Origin of the sequence: Stenotrophomonas sepilia, assembly GCF_003244875.1 — a bacterium.
GTDB classification, from domain to species: Bacteria; Pseudomonadota; Gammaproteobacteria; order Xanthomonadales; family Xanthomonadaceae; genus Stenotrophomonas; species Stenotrophomonas sepilia.
The window spans coordinates 67631-86896 of the sequence record NZ_LXXZ01000040.1; the positions used below are offsets into that span (position 1 = coordinate 67631).

Annotated in this window: 17 protein-coding genes; 9 read left to right on the forward strand and 8 right to left on the reverse strand. The window is 64.6% G+C overall.

Annotated features, from left to right (window positions below; genetic code table 11):
- Both A7X97_RS06820 and A7X97_RS06825 read right to left on the reverse strand, forming a co-directional pair.
- Complete coding sequence (locus A7X97_RS06820; protein WP_065178583.1) at window positions 1-951, reverse strand: acyl-CoA desaturase; 951 nt, start codon at window positions 949-951, stop codon at window positions 1-3.
- 81 nt (window positions 952-1032) lie between these two features.
- Entirely contained in the window at window positions 1033-1800 is a 768-nt protein-coding gene (locus A7X97_RS06825; protein WP_031269076.1) for a hypothetical protein, read from the reverse strand.
- 131 nt (window positions 1801-1931) lie between these two features.
- On the opposite strand from A7X97_RS06825, the gene A7X97_RS06830 reads away from it, so the two are divergent.
- From A7X97_RS06830 to A7X97_RS06840, 3 genes are read left to right on the forward strand one after another with little or no spacing between them, the layout of a single operon-like run.
- Entirely contained in the window at window positions 1932-2555 is a 624-nt protein-coding gene (locus A7X97_RS06830) for a sigma-70 family RNA polymerase sigma factor (protein ID WP_053496654.1), read from the forward strand.
- Window positions 2552-3226: a ChrR family anti-sigma-E factor gene (locus A7X97_RS06835; RefSeq protein ID WP_088497486.1), complete on the forward strand. Its 675-nt coding sequence runs from the start codon at window positions 2552-2554 to the stop codon at window positions 3224-3226. The genes A7X97_RS06830 and A7X97_RS06835 overlap by 4 nt, the downstream gene beginning before the upstream one ends.
- Window positions 3227-3239: 13 nt before the next feature.
- Entirely contained in the window at window positions 3240-3932 is a 693-nt protein-coding gene (locus A7X97_RS06840; RefSeq protein WP_088497513.1) for an NAD-dependent epimerase/dehydratase family protein, read from the forward strand.
- Window positions 3933-3934: 2 nt separating this feature from the next.
- Here the strand turns inward: A7X97_RS06840 and A7X97_RS06845 are convergent, their stop codons facing one another.
- From A7X97_RS06845 to A7X97_RS06860, 4 genes are all read right to left on the reverse strand, one after another.
- On the reverse strand, window positions 3935-6334 hold the full coding sequence (locus A7X97_RS06845; RefSeq protein WP_088497485.1) for a hybrid sensor histidine kinase/response regulator: 2400 nt from the start codon (window positions 6332-6334) through the stop codon (window positions 3935-3937).
- A complete protein-coding gene (locus tag A7X97_RS06850) occupies window positions 6327-6794 on the reverse strand; it encodes a response regulator (protein WP_005416517.1) in 468 nt (155 codons plus the stop codon). The genes A7X97_RS06845 and A7X97_RS06850 overlap by 8 nt, the downstream gene beginning before the upstream one ends.
- Window positions 6791-9031: an ATP-binding protein gene (locus A7X97_RS06855; RefSeq protein WP_088497484.1), complete on the reverse strand. Its 2241-nt coding sequence runs from the start codon at window positions 9029-9031 to the stop codon at window positions 6791-6793. Before A7X97_RS06855 ends, A7X97_RS06850 begins: the two co-directional genes overlap by 4 nt.
- A gap of 115 nt (window positions 9032-9146) precedes the next feature.
- Complete coding sequence (locus tag A7X97_RS06860; protein ID WP_172412153.1) at window positions 9147-9734, reverse strand: biliverdin-producing heme oxygenase; 588 nt, start codon at window positions 9732-9734, stop codon at window positions 9147-9149.
- Between the two features lie 127 nt (window positions 9735-9861).
- Between A7X97_RS06860 and A7X97_RS06865 the strand changes: the two genes are divergently transcribed.
- Window positions 9862-10155 carry a hypothetical protein gene (locus A7X97_RS06865; RefSeq protein ID WP_111007710.1) on the forward strand — a complete coding sequence of 98 codons (294 nt, stop codon included), beginning with the start codon at window positions 9862-9864 and terminating at the stop codon, window positions 10153-10155.
- A gap of 16 nt (window positions 10156-10171) precedes the next feature.
- On the opposite strand, the gene A7X97_RS06870 is transcribed toward A7X97_RS06865, so the two are convergent.
- On the reverse strand, window positions 10172-10657 hold the full coding sequence (locus A7X97_RS06870; RefSeq protein WP_072167008.1) for a TspO/MBR family protein: 486 nt from the start codon (window positions 10655-10657) through the stop codon (window positions 10172-10174).
- A gap of 73 nt (window positions 10658-10730) precedes the next feature.
- On the reverse strand, window positions 10731-12926 hold the full coding sequence (locus A7X97_RS06875) for an AsmA family protein (protein ID WP_088497481.1): 2196 nt from the start codon (window positions 12924-12926) through the stop codon (window positions 10731-10733).
- Between the two features lie 133 nt (window positions 12927-13059).
- Here A7X97_RS06875 and A7X97_RS06880 point away from each other — a divergent pair, with 133 nt between their 5' ends.
- From A7X97_RS06880 to A7X97_RS06900, 5 genes are all read left to right on the forward strand, one after another.
- Window positions 13060-13539 (forward strand): GNAT family N-acetyltransferase, encoded by a 480-nt coding sequence (locus A7X97_RS06880; protein WP_088497480.1) that lies wholly within the window; start codon window positions 13060-13062, stop codon window positions 13537-13539.
- 213 nt (window positions 13540-13752) lie between these two features.
- Window positions 13753-15768 carry an alkyl/aryl-sulfatase gene (locus A7X97_RS06885; RefSeq protein ID WP_111007711.1) on the forward strand — a complete coding sequence of 672 codons (2016 nt, stop codon included), beginning with the start codon at window positions 13753-13755 and terminating at the stop codon, window positions 15766-15768.
- A gap of 98 nt (window positions 15769-15866) precedes the next feature.
- Entirely contained in the window at window positions 15867-16652 is a 786-nt protein-coding gene (locus A7X97_RS06890) for a transporter (protein WP_245884964.1), read from the forward strand.
- Between the two features lie 1453 nt (window positions 16653-18105).
- Window positions 18106-18435 carry a YegP family protein gene (locus A7X97_RS06895; RefSeq protein ID WP_080376385.1) on the forward strand — a complete coding sequence of 110 codons (330 nt, stop codon included), beginning with the start codon at window positions 18106-18108 and terminating at the stop codon, window positions 18433-18435.
- A 202-nt stretch (window positions 18436-18637) separates the two neighbouring features.
- Complete coding sequence (locus A7X97_RS06900; protein ID WP_053494981.1) at window positions 18638-19099, forward strand: hypothetical protein; 462 nt, start codon at window positions 18638-18640, stop codon at window positions 19097-19099.
- The last annotated feature ends 167 nt before the right edge of the window (window positions 19100-19266 follow it).

Here is a 19266-nt window from a genome sequence, read left to right on the forward strand (position 1 = left end):
TCAGTACCTCGCCTTGGCCAGTACCCACTCGGGGATGGGCTTGAGCCCCCTCACCAGGCCCATGGCCGCCATTGCGCGCAGCCCGTACCAGGTCAGGTCGATCTCCCACCAGCGGAACCCTTGGCGGACGGTCCCAGGGAAGAAATGGTGATTGTTGTGCCAGCCTTCACCGAAGGTAAGCAGAGCCAGCCAGAGGTTGTTGCGGCTGTCGTCACGGGTCTCGAAGCGCCGCCGGCCAAAACGATGGGCCAGCGAGTTGATGGTAACGGTGGCGTGGAACAACACCACGGTGGAAATGAAGAAGCCCCACACCAGCAACTGCGGGCCAGAGGTGTGCAGTCCGGGCGCCCAGCGCTCCAGGCCGGCGCCGAGTGCGTACAGCGCGGCAGCCAGCAATACCGGCACCGCCGTATCAAAGCGGTCCAGCCAGCGCAGTTCCGGGAAGCGCGCCAGGTCAGGCACGCGCGATAGATCCGTGGCGAATGCCTCGCGGGTGAGGAACCAGCCCATGTGGCTGCGCCAGAAGCCGCCTTCGCGCGGCGAGTGCGGGTCCAGCGGTTGGTCGGCATGCCGATGGTGATGGCGATGGTGGGCCGCCCACCACAGCGGCCCACGTTGCACGCTGGACGCGCCGATCACCGCGAACACGAATTGCACCGTTCGCGATGCCTGGAACGTCCGGTGCGAGAAGTAGCGGTGGTAAAAGGCGGTGATCGCAAACATGCGCACTGCGTAGAGGGCTGCGGCGACGATCACTGCCGTCCACGAGATACCTACCCAGATCACCGCGATGCAGGCCAGGTGCATCAACGCGAACGGTACGGCGCGCAGCCAGTCGATGCGTCCGGGCTCGCCAGCGGCGTGGTCTGCAGCGCTGCCGGTGTCGACCCAGCGCTTCAGGGTGCGCAGCAGGCGCCAGCGTCGGCGGGGGAGGGGCGCTACAGAGGCCATGGCGGATCTCGGCGGGTGTCGTGTCTTCCTCTACGCAGCAGTGCGCGCAATGGATGCGGCCGACTGTGGAAAATTCCGGCTTCACTTGGGCATCACGCTGCAGCGTTCGACCAGCGGTTGCGCCCAGGCCTGTTGCCATTCGCTGGCGGGCCGCTCGGCCACCGGCGAGCTGAAGCGCACCGTGACCTGTGGGTAGGTGCCGCGGGTATCGCGCAGGTTGCTGGTTCCGCGGAATTCCAGCAGGCGGCGGTCGGCGCTGGCATAGACCAGCGACAGGCGCGGCGCGATGCCGCCGTACCACGTGTCCAGACTGACCTCGATGGCCTGGGCGTCGATGCCCTGCCAGCGAACAGGGCCGGTACGCCGCACCTGCACCGGGAAGAAGCGCTGCCGCCCCGGCACCAGGAAGGGCAGGCTGATGCGTTCACCTCGCAGCAGCGCTGGCCAATGCTGGCGCACCGCGGCGTCGAAGCCCGTGTCGATCACCGCATCCGGTGCCAGCTCAAGCCGACGCTGACGCAGCTCGCTGGCGGCATCTTCTTTCCAGGCGATCGACACCGACTCGCCACTCGCGTCGACTTCAGCGGTTTGCCCACTACGGCTGTCCTGCAGCGAATAACCCCGGGCCTGCGGGCGGGCGCTGGCCGGCAGATGCTTGCGGGCGAAGGGGCGGCCATCCGGGCACTGATAGAGCACCCAGCGCTCGGCACCCTCCGATGGGCCGCGCCGCCAGTGCACTTCACGATAGAGCAGATCGCCCTGCGCCGAGGTGGCCACGCCCTCGTTGCGCAGCCAGGGCGCCGCCAGCGCGGCATGGGGCAGGCACAGCAGCAGCCAGGCAGTGCGCATGGTGTTCATCCGGTCGGGAGGCTCAGGTCATACGGCGGGCGCGGCTGCTTGGATGCACAGTGCCTGCTGCATCCAATGGCCGCCCCTGCGCGTAGAGAGGACAGACCTTCACCTGCCCGCCGCTCACGCAGATGTACCCTGACGCTGCCAGCACCCTCCTCAACTTCGATACCGCACGCACCGTGTCCAGTTCCCAGCAGCCCAGCAGCGAGCCGACGAACTGGGCCGATGACATGGACAGTGTGGCGCGGCTGCGCGACCGCGACTGTTTCATGCGGATCTATGACTACTTCATGCCGCGGCTGTGCGTGTATCTGCGTGGCCTGGGGGCACCCGACGCCGTGGCCGAGGAAATGGCGCAGGAGTGCCTGCTGCGCCTGTGGTTGCGGGCGGCCGAGTATGATGCGGCCCAAGGCGCGCTGAGTACCTGGCTGTACCGGATCGCGCGCAACCTGCATATCGACCGCATCCGTCGAGAGCGCAGCTGGATGCAGGTGCAGGCAGCGGTGGAAGACGCCGCGGCGGTGGAAATGATCGAGCGCAGCAGCGCCGAGCAGTTCGCCGACCAGGCGCGCCTTCGCCAGCGCATCAACGAGCTGCCCGCCGTGCAGGCGAGGCTGGTGCGGATGTCCTATTTCGAGGCGAAGAGCCACAGCGAGATTGCCCAGGCGCTGGGCATGCCGCTTGGAACGGTAAAGTCACACCTGCGACGTGCGTTCCTGCAACTGCAGGCCAAAGTGGGAGGTGCGCTGTGAATCCGCATCACCACCTGCACGAATCCACGCTGATGAGCTATGCCGCCGGCGCGCTGCCGGCGCCGTTGAGCATCGTGGCCGGTGCCCACCTCGAGCAGTGCCCCCACTGCCGCCAGCGCCTGCGCGATGCCGAGGCGATCGGCTCGGTGCTGCTGGAGCAGACCCAACCGCCCGCGGCCGAGGCGCGTCGCGAGCAGTTGCGCGAGGCCATGCTGATGCAGCTGGCCTCGGACGCGCCGAGCGCCATCGCCGGAGCCAGGCGCCCGGTGCCGAGGGAGCGGCCCGAGGCCGATCCGGACCATCTGCCCGCCTCGTTGCATCCTTACTTCGGCGCTTCGCTCAGTGCCCTGCGCTGGCGCTGGATGGCGCCCGGCGTGCACTGCATCAGGGCTGAGCAGATGCCCTCGCTGATCATGCTGAAGATTGCCCCGGGCAAGTGCCTGCCGATGCACAGCCATGGCCGCAGCGAACTGACCCACATCCTTCGAGGCTCGTACAACGACGCGCTGGGGCTGTTCGCGCCGGGCGACGTGGCGGACCTGGACGAGGAGGTGGAGCATCAACCGGTAACTGCACCCGGTGTTCCCTGCATCTGCGTGTCAGCGCTGGACGCGCCGTTGGTGTTCAGTGGCTGGTTGGCGCGGAAGATCCAGCGTTTCGTGAAACTCTAGCGTGGGTGCGACCATGACCGGGAAAGGTGCGTTGAGGATTCTGTTGACCGGTGCTGCGGGCCTGGTGGGGCAGGGTGTTGCGCTGGCCTGCCAGCGCTCGCCGCAGGTGGCCCACCTGACTGCCCTGGTCCGCAGGCCGGGCAGCCTGAACGGGCCTGGCAGCGAACTGATCGTCCCCGATTTCCTGCATATGCAAGGCCGGCATGAGCAACTGGCCGGCTTCGACGCATGCTTCTACTGTGCCGGTGCGCCACCGGTCGGCACGGCAGAGGCCGAGTATCGACGCGTGACCCTGGACATCACGCTGGCGGTTGCACGCGCCTGGGCGGCGGCGAATCCCGAGGGGCGCTTTCTATATGTATCCGGTGCGGGTGCGGATCCGCAGAGCCGGGTAATGCCGCTGAGGGTCAAGGGCGAGACCGAAGTGGCATTGCAGGCCCTGCCGGTGCGCTCGGTGATGCTGCGCCCAGGAGGCGTTCGTCCGGTCCCGGGTACCGGCACCCGTCATGCAGTGCTGAAGCCGCTGTACTGGGGCGGTGCGCCATTGATGAAACTGGTCGGCGCGGTCGCGCCTTCGCTGGTGACGAGCAATCTGGCACTGGGCCAGGCGATGATTGCCTTGGCCGCCAGGGAGCATCCGCCGGGCACGGTGGAATGCGCGGACATCAACCGGATCGCGGCCGGCGGGCGCGATCCGGCGTCCTGACCTCAGTGTGGCGCTGCCTCCAGCGCGGTGCGCACGGCCGTCGCCAGATCACTTCGGGTGAACGGCTTTGGCAGCAGCGCAACGGCCCGGCCCTGGCTGCCCACCTGGTCGTGGTCACGGGGATAGCCCGACGTGAACAGCACGGCGACCTCCGGCCAGCGTTCACGGACTTCCCGCACCAGCTCCCAGCCCGACATGCCGGGCATCACCACGTCCGAGAACAGCAGGTCCACCCTGGTATCCGGGCGTTCCAGCAGCCGCAGTGCGGAAGGGCCGTCGTGGGCTTCCAATACCCGGTAGCCCAGCAGCCGCAGTGCATCCACCGTGTGGGCGCGGACATCGTCGTTGTCCTCGGTCACCAGGATGGTTTCCTCGCGCGGCGAATAGCCTGCCAGGCCGGTCTGCGGAGTGCGCGCCTCGCTGGGCAACGGCAGCAGTGAACGCGGGAACATCATGGTGATGCTGGTGCCGCCGCCTTCCACCGAATCGATCAGCACGTGGCCGCCTGACTGCTTGACGAACCCGTGCACCATCGACAGGCCCAGGCCGGTGCCACGGCCAACCTGCTTGGTGGTGAAGAAGGGTTCGAAGACCCGGGCGAGCGTCGCCGCATCCATGCCGTGGCCGTTGTCGCGCACCCGCAGCATCACGTACTCGCCCGGCGTTGCATCCGGGAACAGTGCGGCGTAGTCGTGGTCGAGGTGGCTGTTGTCGACCTCGATCACCAGTCGGCCGCCGTGCGGCATCGCATCGCGGGCATTCACCGCCAGGTTCAGTACAGAGGCCTCCAGCTGGCTGACGTCGATCTCGACGCACCAGATGTCCTCGGCGCTGCGGATCTCCAGCTGCACCAGCTCACCCAGCGCACGCTGCAGCATGTCGTGCATGTCCAGCAGGCGCTCGTTGAGGTTGGCGGCCTGGCTGCGCAGCGGCTGGCGGCGGGCAAACGCCAGCAGGCGCTGGGTCAGGCTGGCGGCACGGCCGACACCCTTCAGTGCATTGTCCAGCGCACGGCTCACCATCGCTCCGGGTTCGCCCGCGCGCTCGCTGAGCAGCATGGCGTGCTCGACGTTGCCTGAGATGACCGTCAGGATGTTGTTGAAATCATGTGCGATGCCGCCGGTGAGCTGGCCGACCGCCTCGATTTTCTGCGACTGGCGCAGCGCATGCTCAGCCTGCACGCGCGCGGTGGTTTCCACGGCCTCGGAGACCACAGCGGTGACCACGCCCTCCGTATCGAGTAGTGGACGGAACGAGAAATCAAAGCTGCGCCGCCCGGTCGGTAGTTCCAGTTCCAGCGCATGCAGTGAACTGCGGCCCTGTACCGCTGCGGCCACGGCCCGATCGATCAGCGCTGCGATGCCCTCGGTGGTGCCGAACCAGACCGATTCGGCGAAGCGTTGGCCAACGACGTCCTTCTTGTCTGCCAGCACCGCGGCCAGTGACGCGTCATTGGCATCGACCACGCGTCCAGACAGATCCAGCAGCACCTGGTGCTGGAAACTGGATTCGAAGATCGCCTGCAGGCGCCGCTTGCTGGCGCGCAACTCGGCCGTGCGTGCCTGTACCTGCTGCTCGAGCAGCTGGTTGTCTTCGCGCAGGGCCAGCTCGGCCTGTTTCAGCAGCGACACGTCGCTGCCCAGGCAGATATACCCGGCCACGCTGCCATCGGCGGCATGCTCAGGCACGCAGTCCATCTGCACGAATCGTGATTCGCCGCTGCGATGGATCAGTTCGGCCTGGAAGCGGGTGCGCTCGCCCTGTAGTACCCGTTCCAGGCTGGGCAGGGCGTGCTCGAAGGCGGAAATGCCGCTGACATCCCGAGCCGACCGACCCAGCAGTTCTGCAAGGCTGAATCCATGCCAGTCCAGGAACGCCTTGTTGGCAAACCGGTAGCGATGGTCCTTGTCCAACTGGGCGATCAGCGCCGGGACGGCATCGGTCACCTTCTGCAGCTGGGCCTGGCTTTCGTTCAGCGCGGCCTGCGCATTGGCCAGCTGGATACGCTCCTGCGCCTCCTGGCGGGCGCGGCGGATCGCATCGGGCAAGCGTTGCAGGCGTTGCTTCACCACATAGTCGCGGGCACCGCGCGTGAGGGCCTGTACCGCCAGTTCCTCGGTCAGGGTGCCGGAAACAAAGATGAAAGGCGTCTGCGGCACGCACTCGCGCGCCAGGGCGAGTGCTGCGTCACCATCGAAGCCTGGCAGGACATGATCGGCGAGGATCACGTCGAACGGGCGGTTTTCGATGGCCTCGATGAACGCGTTGCGGGTCCACAGGCGCTCGGCCTCGAAATCGAGGCCGGCACGCTGCAGCTGGGCGCTGATCAGCTCCGCATCAAGCGCGCTGTCCTCCAGCATGAGGATGCGCAGGCGCTCGCTGCGGCGCGATCCATCACGCATTGCGCTGCCCCGAACCGTTGGGCCGATGCGGTGGCGGCTGGTTGGTGATGCCCCAGAACATGCCCAGGCCCTGGATGGCGTCGAAGAATTCCTTGAAGTCGACCGGCTTGACCACGAATGCGTTGACGCCCAGTTCGTAACTGCGCACCAGATCCTGCTCTTCGCGCGAGGAGGTCAGCATCACAACCGGGGTGCTGCTCAGGTACGGGTCGCCACGGACCTGCTCCAGTACCTCCAAGCCATTGACTTTGGGCAGCTTCAGGTCCAGCAGCACGACCACCGGGCCGCCGTGCATGGCACCGGCGAACTTGCCTTCGCAGCGCAGGTAATCCAGCGCTTCGGCGCCGTCGCGTACATGGATGACATCGTTCAACAGCTGGCAGCGCTCAAGCGCGGCCATCGTCAGCTCTGCATCCTTGGGGCTGTCCTCTACCAGGAGGATCGGCCGCAGGTCCCTCATGGGTGTTCTCCTGTGGAGCGGGGTAGGGTGAAGTGAATGGTCGCGCCCTTGCCGGGCTCGCCCTCGGCCCAGGTACGGCCGCCATGGCGGCCGATGATGCGGCGTACGTTGGCCAGGCCGATGCCGGTGCCTTCGAATTCTTCCACATGGTGCAGGCGCTGGAACACACCGAACAGCTTGTCGACGTAACGCATGTCGAAGCCGCAGCCGTTGTCGCGCACGAAGAAGTGATCTTCGTCGTCGCTGCGGTCGTGCCCAATCTCGATCATCGCGTGCTCACGCTCGCGGGTGAACTTGATCGCGTTGGCCAGCAGGTTCTGCCAGACCAGGCGAAGCATCGTCGGGTCGGCTTCCACCTCCGGCAGCGGCGCGAGCGTCCACTGCACGTCGCGGCCGGCGTAATCCAGCGCCAGGCTCCGGCGCACGTCCTCGGCCAGCGCAGCCATGTCCAGCCGCACCCGCCCCAGCGTGGAGCGTCCCATCTGCGAGAAGCTGAGCAGGTCATCCACCAGTGTGCCGGCGGACTTTGCCGAATCGACGATCGTATCCAGGAAGCGGCGCTCGGTCTCGTTGAGGCGGTCGCCCGCCGAGCTGCCAAGCAGCTCCGAATAGCCCACGATGTGGCGGAAGGGGGCGCGCAGGTCGTGGCTGACCGAATAGGAAAAGGCTTCCAGTTCCTTGTTGCTGCGCAGGAGCTGCTCGTTCAGTTCCGCCATCTCCTCGGCCTTGCGCAGCACGATATCGACGATGGCCGTGCGCATCTCGTGTGCCGCATCGCAGTCGGCGTCGGTCCACGGCAGGCTGCGCTGCCGCACGGTCTCTTTCCAGGCGTCGAAGGAGCTCCGCGGGGAGAGTGCGACGCCGGGCGCTGCGGTCTTGCGGGGGTCTCCCCCCCAGCGCACGGTTCGCACCACCTCCGGCCGGAACCACATCAGGTAGCTGTCATGCAGCTGCGAAATGGACACTGCCAGCAGGCCGCTGGCTACATCGGCCAGGTGCGCGGCAGGCGACCAGTCGGCGGCAAGGTGGTCGGTGCAGTAGGTTTCCTGCCCGGCCTGCCGGGTAGCCAGCCAATCGGCCAGGGCCAGCACGTCGCTGGCCGGTGGGCACTCACCCACGCGCATGCAGTCGCCCTTGTGCACGATGGCAGCCCCGGCCGCGCCGGTCAGCGACAGCAGGCTGCCTTCGTCCTGGCGCAGGGCCGCCATGAATTCTTCGTCGCCGGCCATGCGGCCCAGCAGCTTGACCAGTATCGAGCGACGCGCGACGCGTTCTTCAATCGCGAGCGCGCGCTCCTTCAGTGCAATCTGCAGCGACAGGATCTGGCCCATGAACTCGCAGGCGGTACGCACGTGGTAGGGCAGGCGGCGTGGCTGCACGGTGTGGCAGGACACCAGGCCCCATAACCGCCCCTCATGTACCAGTGACACCGACATCGACGCCCCGGTCCCCATGTTGCGCATGTACTGAAGATGCACGGGGGACACGCTGCGCAGCACGGCCAGGCTCAGGTCGGTCGGTGGCGCCTCGCGGTGGTCTTCGGCCCGCATCAGCGGGGTAGGGGTATAGTTGTTGTCCGCGATCAGGCGCACCCGGTTCCGGCGGTACAGTTCGCGGGCCTGTGCGGGAATGTCCGACTCGGGAAAGCGCAGGTCCAGGTAGGACGGCAACAGGCCATTGCCATCTTCGGCCACCACGATGCCATTCCAGCCAGCATCGAATTGATAGACCAGGGTGCGGTCAAAGCCGGTGAGCCGCCGCATGTGCGCGGCCGCAAGCCTGCACAGGTCTTCCACCGTCGCTGCCGATTCAATGCCGGTCATCAGCTCGCGGATGGCTGGATACAGTTCTTCCAGCGAGCCGGGCTGGCCGGGAACCGGTGCTTCCAGCTCGACCAGAAGATCCGTGGCGGAGCGGTGCACCAGCAACTGATGGCGGCCGTGCCCATCCAGGTGCACGGCACCGACATGCGCGCTGCTGCCCACCGTCGCCTGTTGCAACACGCCCTGGAACGGTGCCAGCACGCCGCCCAGCACTTCACTGACGTGCTGCATCAACGGTTCGCCGAACTGTTTCAGCAGCCCGGGGTGGCTGATGGCGCGCTCGCGTACCTGCAGGGACTGCGGTTCAACGATCAGAAGCACACCGTAGGGCTGGATCGCGCCAGGGGTGTGGATCGGTTCGCGCGCGCAACGGGACAGGGCAGTGTCGTGCGCGGATTCGGTAGGAGGCGTCAAGGGCGGGACTCATGATTCGTGGATGGCTGGAACGGCCCAGCACTGTATCCGGTGTGCATGAATGGTGAAGCAAAAGCGTGCCGCCGCATACCACCACGTGAATGTGAAGGGGCTTTCATTCAAACCTGAATTCTTCATCTACGCAGCGACGGATGAACTGGAAGGCGTCTGTCGCGCCCCTGCATGCCTGTGCGCGCTCTTGGCCACTTAAAACGAGCGCATCCAGTTCCTCCCGCTCGCGTCTCCAGTACTCAGCCACACCGAGCTCGGAAGGACGCAGGTGGCGCGCCCCGTACCCGGCATGAAGCTGCAACGCAGCGGCCATCTTCAACAGCACGGACGCTCCCAGCGTCGAGCCCTCCGCCACGTAGCGCCAGCCCAGAACGGTCGCTTTCGAGAATGCTTGAGGCTGCGGTTGCCAGGCATGGGGTACCGGCATGGAAGCGCCGAGGTCGCGAAGATCCTCCTCGATCAGCGGCAAGCGGGTCGCGCCCGGATCCTGCATCCGGTACAGCGGCGCAACGGCGCTATGGAAGTGCCATTGCACGCGCAGGAAGCAGAGGTAACGCTGGCGCGACGCGAAGATGTGTTGCTGCAACAGGTGCTGGTCGAGGCGATCGTGGGCCGCTCGGGTGTGCGCTTTCAGGGCGGCGCTGAGGGCAATGGGGTGATCGGGTTGTGCTGGCAATGTGGATGTAGGCATCGGCGCGCACCCTAGCAGATTTCGATGCAGAGACCGGTGCAGGTTTCGCGGCCAGCACATCTGCGCTGCACGCCAGCTAGACAGCGGCTGCCCTACGGTGACTGCAATTCCAACAGATGCCACGCCCGTGAACCTGCAGACCGCACCCGCGCCCCAGTACCGCATGCTCCCTGACAGCTGCCAATTTGAATTGCTGGATGTGGATGCACTGCAGGATCCAGCCAGTGGCCGGCTGCTGCACCTGTACTCGCTGGTAGCGCGTTGCCTTTCCTGCGAGACGATCTTCAAGGCAGAAGAAGGGCAGGGCCTGGTCAGCCATACTGCAGCGCGAGTGGTGCGGTGCCCCACCGGTTGCGGGCAGCAGGCGTTCAAGCCGGCCCTGCTGCGGACCTGGTGCCCACAGGCCGTGGCCCAGGTCTGAACGCTGGATCCGCGTGTCACAGCAGCCCTGGATTGGCCCGCCAGACGGCGAAGTTGAGCGCCGAGGCGAACAGGATCCAGGCGAGATAGGGAAGCAGCAGCACTGCCGCGGCCGGGCGGGTACGCGCAAACGCGACGATCGTCGCGCACACCAACACGATCAATACGAGAATGTCGGCGAAGGCAAGCGCGCCCAGCTTCCAGCCGAAGAACAGCCAGCTCCACAGTGCGTTGACGGCCAGCTGCACCAGATAGAGCAGCAGCGCGGGTCGTGCCCCGCGCCAGCCACGTTCGCGCCAGACCAGCCACGCGGCAACCGCCATCATGGCGTAGAGCAGCGTCCACACCGGACCAAAGACGCTGGCCGGTGGCGCCCATGCCGGAAGCGTGAGGGTAGCGTAGAAGCTTGCCGCGGACGTGGACGCCCATGCCCCCAGCGTGGCCGCGACGAAAGTGATTGCCACCCATCCCAGAAATCCGGAAACCTGTGAACTCCGCTTCATAGCGTGCAGCTCCCTGATGCTTGTGCTGCCTGTCTACGCACAGGGGCAGCGAACGGATGCGGGTTGCTGGCCTTCAATCTGAAGAACCGACGGCACCCGCTCCCTGGCTCGCTGGCAGCAGGGAAGGTCGCTGGTCAAACCACTCCCTTGCTTTCGCCAGGTGCCATTGGCGCTGGTCACCGTCCAGCTCGATGCCCGCACCCAGCAGCCCCCAGCGCAGGTAGAGATCACCGCGCTTGCGCTGGTCGAGCAGATCCAGCCGCGCGCGTACCGAAAGCCGATCGTTCTCGGCCTGCAGTCCATCGATGATCAGATGGCCCGGGCGCCAGCGCAGCGTCGCCCGTGCCTGCACCTGGCCGGAATCCAACAGCGACAGGGTCCAGCGCGGGTAGTCGGTACGCTCTGCGAACAGTGCAAGCAAAGGGCGGGCATCGCTGAGATCCAGATCCGTGGTGGCATCGACCTGGAAGGGCGACTGCGCGTCGATGCGGCCACGCTTGAAGGCCACGCGGCCTTTCCATGGGCTTGTTTGCTCTGTATCCGCCACCTGCACATTGCGCAGCTCGACGGTGGTGCCGGACAGATCGAAATGACGCTGATTGAAGTCACCGCGGCGCAGCGTTGCCTTCACGTCGACGTCGCCGCCCATGTCCAGCCCTGCCACCTTGGCGCTGGCATTGCGCCCCAGCAGCCGGGCAGTGCCGTGGCCGACGCGTCCATCGGTGTCGAGCGTGGCATCGCCGCTCAGGCTGCCGGTGCCACGGAGCAGCCGCACCTGCGGCGAGCCCAGGTAACGGTTGTAGGCGGCCAAGTCGGGAATCGTTGCTTGGCTGAAGCGCAGGTGCGCGCGGACACCCTTGCGCAGCTCCTGCAGGCGACCATCACCGGTCAGGTCCAGGGCCAGATCACGGCCGTCGAACAGGCGCACGTCCTTGGCATCGGTTGGCCGAGCAGTGAATCGTGGCAGCCGGACAGCCAGCTGTGCCTGGCTGGGGCTGCCGGCCTTCAGTTCGCCATGGGCGCTGGCCGTGCCGGCCAGGCGTACGCCGGCGACTTCGGCCACGGCTTCGGCGGCCGGAATGTCCACGGTGCTGCCTTCGATCAGTTCGCCGTTGCGCACGCGCAGGTCCGCCTTCAGCGTGCCGCCGCCGTCCAGCTGCAGCCACGGCTTGCGAACGAACAGGGCAGGGATCCAGTTGAGCGAAGTGAACGTCCATTCGCCGCGCACTGTGCCGGAGCTGCGTTCCAGCAGCTGGGCGGGCTGCTGGAAGGGAATGTTCCGGCCACTGATGTGCAGATCGGCATCCACTTCGCTGCCTGAGCCGGGCTTGGGCGGCAGGCGGGCCTGCAGGCGCAGGTCGTTGGACACATTGAGCTGCAGGGCCAGCACGCCGCGATTGGGGGCACCATCACCCAGGTAGAGCGGCACCTGCCAGATTGCGCGGTCCCCGGGCTGCAGCTGGCCGTCAATCAGGTGCAGCGCCAGCTGCAGGCGTCCGGGCACGGGCGCGCTGGAGATCTTCGGCGTTGTGGCATCCGTGTCCATGCGCAGGCCCTGGCTGCGGGCGTCGACCTCGAGCTGGGCATTCAGCAGCTTCAACTTGGCCAGACCGGGCGCCTGGTCCCGATAGTGGCGCGGATAGCTGAAGCGCGCTGTGAGATCCATGTCGCCCAACAGCTGCACGCCGTCAAAACTGGTGTCCGCATCGCTGAACGCCACCTCGGATTCGAAGAGCTCCGACGGCCCGCCGCGCAGCTGCTTGAGGAAGCCCACCGCACCCCGGCCCTTGCCAATGATCAGCAACTTGCCAAAGCGTGCGCTGCGGATGCTGTCGCTGTGGATGGCGTCGAAACGGAGCGTCCAGCCGCGGTCGCTGCGCGGCGGTGGCGGGATGGCTTCTTCGACGCGGCTGATCTCGGCGGAAACCCCCGTTGCCTGCAAGCGCGGAACCCGCACCTCGCGCTGGAACAGGGGCAGCACCGCCAACCGGGCGCTGGCGCGCTCGGCATGCAGCACGTAGACCGTGTGGTTCACGTGGCCGCGCATGTGCACGTTCCAGGCGATGACATGGCCGGGCAGCAGCGTGATGGCCGGGCCGGTGGTCATCACGAACTTGTGCGGCTTGCGGTTGGTGACCTGATCGAACAGCGGGGTATTGAGGAAGATGTTGCCGGCCAGCAGGTACAGCAGGTAGATGCCCAGCAGGACGTAGGCGGGAACGCGCCACCGTCGAAGCCGGTGCGGGATGTGCACGGAAACAGGAGACATCTACTGCTCTGAGGGCCGGAATTTCCACAACTATTGCGGAGCCGATGGCGGTGGCGCGTGAAGCAGCCATGGGGCAGGGGCTGGATTCTGGTAGTGTCCGGCCTGGTCACCACCACAGATCTGCAGGAGACGCATGGAGATCCGGCCCGCCCGTGCAGGCGATTTCGACGCGATGTGGGGCATGTTCAAGGCGGCCATTGCGGCGCAGGATGCGCTGCCCTTTGCCGGCTCTTTTGGAGTCGAAACGTTTCGCGCGCATTGGTTCCAGGCCCAGGCACCTCATGTAGCTATGCTGGAGGGCCGAGTTGTGGGCATGTACAAGATGGGCCCGAATTTCCCCGACCTTGGGGCGCATGTGGCCAGCGCCACGTATGTGGTGGATGCGCCGGCACAAGGGCAAGGTGTGGGCCGGGCCCTGGTGGAACACAGTCTGGAGCGGGCGAGGGCGGAAGGATTCCTGGCCATGCAGTTCAATTACGTGGTCAGTACCAATGGGCCGGCGGTGGCGCTGTATCGGAAGCTGGGGTTTGCGGTAGTGGGGACGCTGCCACAGGCGTTCCGGCACCGGGAACTGGGGCTGGTGGACGTCTTTGTGATGCACCGGTTCCTGTAGCGGGAATAGAGCGGCGTCACTAAAGAGTGCGGTTGGCGTGGCCAACGTGGCGCGCTGAGATTCAAGGCTCCCGCTGACGCCGGCATCACGCCAGCTGCATCAATAATTCGGCCCTTCGCGACACTCGCTGGCAGCGCCAGCGACTTTCGAAGTAGGTCGCTCCCTTCATCGAAAGCTCATCACTCGGCCAACGTCAATTGAAGGAACGCAAAGATGAACAGCGGTGCGCGCATGCCTCGTGGATGTGTCCTGGGCATCCTGATGGCTTCCACGCTGCTCGACTCCGGCACTGCACTGGGTTCCAGTACCGGCACTTCGCAGCGCACCCCGCCTGCGAGCGCGAGCAGGGCTACCGAAAACATCAACCGTCGCGTGCTCTCCCAGCTCGATTTCAGTGATCGTGCAGACTTCGATTCGGCCAATCGCGGATTGATCGCGCCGTTTGACGGGATCATCCGTGGCGACAAGGGGCAAGTCATATGGGACATGCACTCCTACGCGTTCCTGCAGGACGAGACATCACCGGCTACAGTGAACCCCAGCCTGTGGCGGCAGGAGCGCCTGAACCGCATAGCAGGACTCTTCAAGGTGACGGACCACGTGTACCAGGTGCGCGGACTGGACCTGTCGAACATGACCATTATTGAGACAGCCAAAGGCCTGGTCATCATCGACCCCCTTGTCTCGACGGAGACGGCCAAGGCCGCGCTGGATCTCTATCGGGCCCATGTAGGGCAGCTACCCGTCAAGGCAGTGATCTACTCGCACTCCCATGTTGATCACTACGGGGGCGTGAAGGGCGTCGTCGACGAGCGTGACGTCCAGCGGAGAAGCGTGCGGATCTATGCGCCGGCAGGTTTCATGGAACATGCAGTTTCCGAGAACGTCTATGCCGGCAATGCCATGACCCGGCGCGCGCAGTACATGTACGGCGCGCTGCTGCCCAAGGGGGCTCAAGGCCAGGTGGGTGCAGGCCTGGGCAAAACGACCTCGCGCGGTACTGTAAGCCTGATCGCGCCAACCGATATCATCGGCTCCGCCGGGCAGGCGGTGGAAAGCGTGACGATTGATGGCCTGCAGCTCGAGTTCCAGCTGACGCCAGGCACGGAGGCGCCAGCGGAGATGAATGTCTATGTGCCGCAGTATCGCGCCCTCGGCATCGCGGAAAACGCAACGAGAACCCAGCACAACGTGCTGACCATTCGTGGCGCCCAGGTCCGGGATCCGAAAGTCTGGTCGGAGTATCTGGACCAGACCATCAGCCGCTATGCCGCCCGTTCGGATGTGGTGTTCGCGCAGCACCATTGGCCCACATGGGGCGGGGCGGAGATCACCACGTTCCTGTCCGACCAGCGGGACATGTACCGGTATATTCACGACCAGACATTGCGGCTGGCCAACCGCGGCATGACGCCACTGGAAATTGCCGACACCCTGAAAGAACTGCCCGAGCCGCTGGGAAAGCGCTGGTACAGCCGCGGGTACTACGGCACGCTTTCACACAATGTGAGAGCGGTCTACCAGCGCTATCTCGGCTACTACGACGGGAACCCTGCCAATCTGAATCCGCTGCCACCGTCGGACGTCGCGCGGCGCTACGTTGATTTCATGGGCGGCGAGTCGGCATTACTTGAGAAGGCACGGCGTTCTTTTGACCAGGGTGATTATCGCTGGGTCGCTGAAGTAGCCAAGCACATCGTGTTCGCGAATCCGGATTCGCGCGAAGGACGTGCACTCCTGGCCGACGCATTGGAGCAGATGGGATACCAGAGCGAGGCGGGCACATGGCGCAACGCCATGTTGATGGGAGCACTTGAACTGCGCGATGGCGTACCGAAGGGCGGTGCTACCACCGCGTCACCTGACGTATTGAAGGCCATGACAGTCGGCATGCTGTTCGACTACCTCGCCATACGCCTGGACGGGCCTGCGGCTGCAAGGGCAGGGAACGCCAGCATTGCCTGGATCATTCCCGAATCCAAGGAACGCTACTTGGTGACGCTGCGGTCGGGCGCGCTCTCCTATCGGCCGCTCGCTGACCAGGACCAAGCAGATGCGACCGTGGAGCTTCCCCGGAGCACACTCAACCAGCTTGTCATGGGCGCACAGCCGGCGCGCGAGCTGCTGGCCGGGCCGGCCGTCAAGCTGCGTGGCAAGCGATCCGCAGTCGAGAACCTGTTCGCGAACGTAGAAACGTTCGATGTCATGTTCAACATCGTGACCCCATGAACACCTACCTCCGTCCTCTGGCCACATCTGCCGTTGCGCTTGCGGCATTCGGGATGAATGCCGATGCGCGCGCCGATGGAGCCCGCGATTGGTAGAACGTGCCAGTAGATACCAACCTGCTGTTCGTCTACTACACGTATGCGCGCAACGAAATCGCGTTCGACCCCTCGCTTCCGGTCGATGGCGCCCGGATTGAATCCCAGCTGGGAATCATTCGCTATGCGCGCACCTTCGCTCTGGGCGACCGCATCGCGGGCATCCAGGTCTTGGCGCCCTATGGCAAGGTAACCGGCAGTATCGGTGGCACACCGCTACGCACATCCGCCTCCGGCATGGGCGATGCCACCGGGATCTTCCTGGTCAACGTGTTCGGGGCGCCTGCGCTCACGCCGTGGGAAGCGGGCGCCTACCTGACCGCGTCCGTCGGCGTGACCGCGCCCACGGGCAGCTATGACCGGGATTCCATCCTGAATCTGGGGAAAAACCGCTGGTCCTACAAGCCTCAGTTGGCCTATGGGTTGCCTCTGGCTGAAGGGACACTGCTGGCCATCAACGGCAACGTTCAATTCTATGGTGATGCGGAAAGGCCAGGAGAGGCTGCGTTGGAGCAGAAGCCGCTCTACGGATTGGATCTGCATCTGAGCACAAATGTGGGTGAACGGGTCTGGCTGTCGATGGATGCCAATTACGCGCACGGCGGCAGGAGCGGCTCCGGCGGCGTATGGAAAGACAACGGCCAGCGGACCTTGAAGATGGGCGTGAGCGGCAATTACGCGTTTTCACCTCGAGTCGGGTTGAGCGTATCGGCCAATCGCACCGTTCTGAGGCGGGATGTCACACCGGCAGCGACGACTGTGTCGGTCAACTGCAGCTTTGTGTTCTGAGGCTGCGCCGAGCTCATCCGTGACAGACGGAGCGCGGGGCGTTGGCATTAACGTGACGCATCACGACCATCGGGTGGCGATGGTCGCGGGGCACCCGAAATCCTTGGCCCTGAACGCAAAGGGCCACGCGCATGCGCGACTGGAACCCCCGAAGTCTCGGTATCAAGCCGCCGCAAGCAGCTATTCCGGACGGGCGCAGCCCTCGCACGGCCACGACAGACATGCTGAACGGGGTCTCGGGTGCTCGGCGGCCAGCCCAGCAGAGGCGCAGGAGCGGTAGAGTGAGGGGAACTTCGATCAAGAGCCGTAATCGCCAGGATCGGGACGGTTACATGCCGCCGCAGGGCGGTGGCTGAGGTAAGAGAAGCTCACAACGGCTTCCCGCCTGAACATAATATACATTATGCGAAATGCTACTTAGCCGGCGCAGGCTACGCCGCTTGGCCGCTTTTGTCGGTTCTGCTGATTGACGTTGAACGGCCGCCCCCGCTGCAGCAGACATTCGCCCCGATTGCTACGAAAGTTCGCCCCCCAATTACTGGCTTGCCCAAAGAGACGCCCCCGAGACTTCTGCGCGAACAAGAATTCGCCCCTTGCTCCGCTGAAAATTGTGGTACCCGCGCCTTCTGCTTCACCAATTCGGTAGCTTCGACACGCGCGGCGACGGTCTGCCTCAAATCTGATGGCCTAAACTGCCGAGTTCTCGACAGATTTCAAGGCTGCCTCCCCGTAGCGTTGATGGGCCTGCTGCTGCATGCATTGCATTCTAAGGACATGACCGTAGTCATGATTCCACAATTGCTCCATGCACCAAAACACGATCAGGGTGAGGAACCTGGCGCCTAGTGCTGACGTCCTTCGCATGCAGCCATACTGCCCGCAACTGGCCTTTGCCACGACCAGAAATTTGCGAAATAGCGATGAATGCAGCTGCCGTGTCCGCACTCAACCTGGGCTGCGTCAGATACCATGTGATCTGCACCAGGTGCAGCTGCGGAGTACTCCCCAATGAACGAAACTGATCGGTCGATCATGATCATCGCCTTGGTCATCGCCGTCTGGGCCTGTTCGTTTACAGGCTGTGCGATCTGGCTGGCAAATAGAGCGCGTCGTAGAAAGCTCCTTCGAAGTGAATGAGCTCAGGAGGCGTCGCGCCGCGATCGCTGGTTGGCGCGACCCCCAGAGGTGATCATCCCGGGCCGTGTCTGTACTGCGGTCACTTGCTTCGTGCATCGACCCTAGAGTAGTGTTGGGACAACAAAGCTTTCTGAATCAATACGTTACTTCGCATAACGTATCTTATGTTTGTCAGGGCGATGTAAATGTCGATATGGCTTCGGTTTTTGCCGGATGCTGCCGATCTTTCGTCGAGGTGCGGCTTTCCCTGATAGACACTCAGGATTTCCTCTGACAGATTCGCTTGGCCAATCCAGGCGCAGCTAGGGGAACTTGCATGGCAGCTCGATATGTTCTGAGTCGTTCGGGAACGCAGTACCGCTTTGTCCTTAAGGCCGGCAATAACGAGATCATCCTCACCAGTGAATTGTATGCCTCCAAGCAGGGGGCACTGACTGGAATTGCTTCAGTCAAGGTGAACTCTCCTGACGATTCGCGCTATGAGCGCAAGAACGCGGCAAACGGCCAGCCTATGTTCAACCTCAAGGCCGCTAATGGCGAGCGCATTGGTACCAGTGAGACCTACTCTTCCACCCAAGCCCGCGAGGCAGGAATTCAGGCTGTTAAGAACAACGGGCCAACTGCGCCAGTTGACGACCAGGCTTGAATTCCAAATGGGGAGCATGCCGCTCCCCATTCTCGGCTACCCCGCCCTGCCCTCGGTGCCTGCCACACCCACCGGCCAAAAATACAGATCCGCGGGCGTGTCCTATTCGCGAGGCTTGGGACGTTTTCCCCACAGATCGCCCACAATCTTCCGACTTGCTAGACTCGTGTCCTGTGTGGTCTCCATAGTGCGAGGCGGCTGAATGCACTTCGACACCTTTACGCCCGCTCAACGGATCCTCCGAGATGCGGCTGACGCGCGCCAAGCACTTGCTGAGCAATGGCTCACTGCAGCACAGGTCAGTCAGGGGCTTGGCTCTCATGCTCCGAACGGTGGCCGCCTGGTCAGCCAGTTGCGCCGCGCTGGCAAGTTGCTCGGGGTCTACGTCACCAATCCGTCGCCCAGTTACCGCTACCCGACCTGGCAGTTCCTGCCGAGCGGCCAGCCTGTGGACCACCTGGCCGAGATTCTGGCTGTGCTGCGTGAGTTCGGTCCTTTTGAGCATGAGCCAAGCGGACTGCGGCGAAGCACCTATTGGGGAGAAGTCGAGTGGTTTCTGTCGCCGCACGCGATGCTCGATGGTGGAACCCCATCCAAAATGCTGGCGTCGGACCCCTGCCGCGTTCTGAACGCCGCATGTGTGGAGTTTCAGGGCGAATCCTGACTATGCCGTTACTGCACTGGAGAGCGTTCAGCGCTGATGTCGGGCAATTGCTCGGTCGGTCTGGGTAGTCATGATTCGCCATATCCCAAAGATCGGCGAGAAGAATCCGGCGGGCGTTTCTCTTGCGCCTTGGACGAACGCGCGGAGCATTTCTTGCAAGAGGTTCA

Bases quoted from the DNA above. Each gene is read 5' to 3' on its own strand.
- A7X97_RS06870 (WP_072167008.1), bottom strand. From the start codon at position 10,657: ATGAAGCGGAGTTCACAGGTTTCCGGATTTCTGGGATGGGTGGCAATC.
- A7X97_RS06900 (WP_053494981.1), top strand. From the start codon at position 18,638: ATGCACTTCGACACCTTTACGCCCGCTCAACGGATCCTCCGAGATGCG.
- A7X97_RS06860 (WP_172412153.1), bottom strand. From the start codon at position 9,734: ATGCCTACATCCACATTGCCAGCACAACCCGATCACCCCATTGCCCTC.
- A7X97_RS06885 (WP_111007711.1), top strand. From the start codon at position 13,753: ATGAACAGCGGTGCGCGCATGCCTCGTGGATGTGTCCTGGGCATCCTG.
- A7X97_RS06830 (WP_053496654.1), top strand. From the start codon at position 1,932: ATGTACCCTGACGCTGCCAGCACCCTCCTCAACTTCGATACCGCACGC.
- A7X97_RS06880 (WP_088497480.1), top strand. From the start codon at position 13,060: ATGGAGATCCGGCCCGCCCGTGCAGGCGATTTCGACGCGATGTGGGGC.
- A7X97_RS06840 (WP_088497513.1), top strand. From the start codon at position 3,240: ATGACCGGGAAAGGTGCGTTGAGGATTCTGTTGACCGGTGCTGCGGGC.
- A7X97_RS06850 (WP_005416517.1), bottom strand. From the start codon at position 6,794: ATGAGGGACCTGCGGCCGATCCTCCTGGTAGAGGACAGCCCCAAGGAT.
- A7X97_RS06825 (WP_031269076.1), bottom strand. From the start codon at position 1,800: ATGCGCACTGCCTGGCTGCTGCTGTGCCTGCCCCATGCCGCGCTGGCG.
- A7X97_RS06895 (WP_080376385.1), top strand. From the start codon at position 18,106: ATGGCAGCTCGATATGTTCTGAGTCGTTCGGGAACGCAGTACCGCTTT.
- A7X97_RS06820 (WP_065178583.1), bottom strand. From the start codon at position 951: ATGGCCTCTGTAGCGCCCCTCCCCCGCCGACGCTGGCGCCTGCTGCGC.
- A7X97_RS06845 (WP_088497485.1), bottom strand. From the start codon at position 6,334: ATGCGTGATGGATCGCGCCGCAGCGAGCGCCTGCGCATCCTCATGCTG.
- A7X97_RS06875 (WP_088497481.1), bottom strand. From the start codon at position 12,926: ATGTCTCCTGTTTCCGTGCACATCCCGCACCGGCTTCGACGGTGGCGC.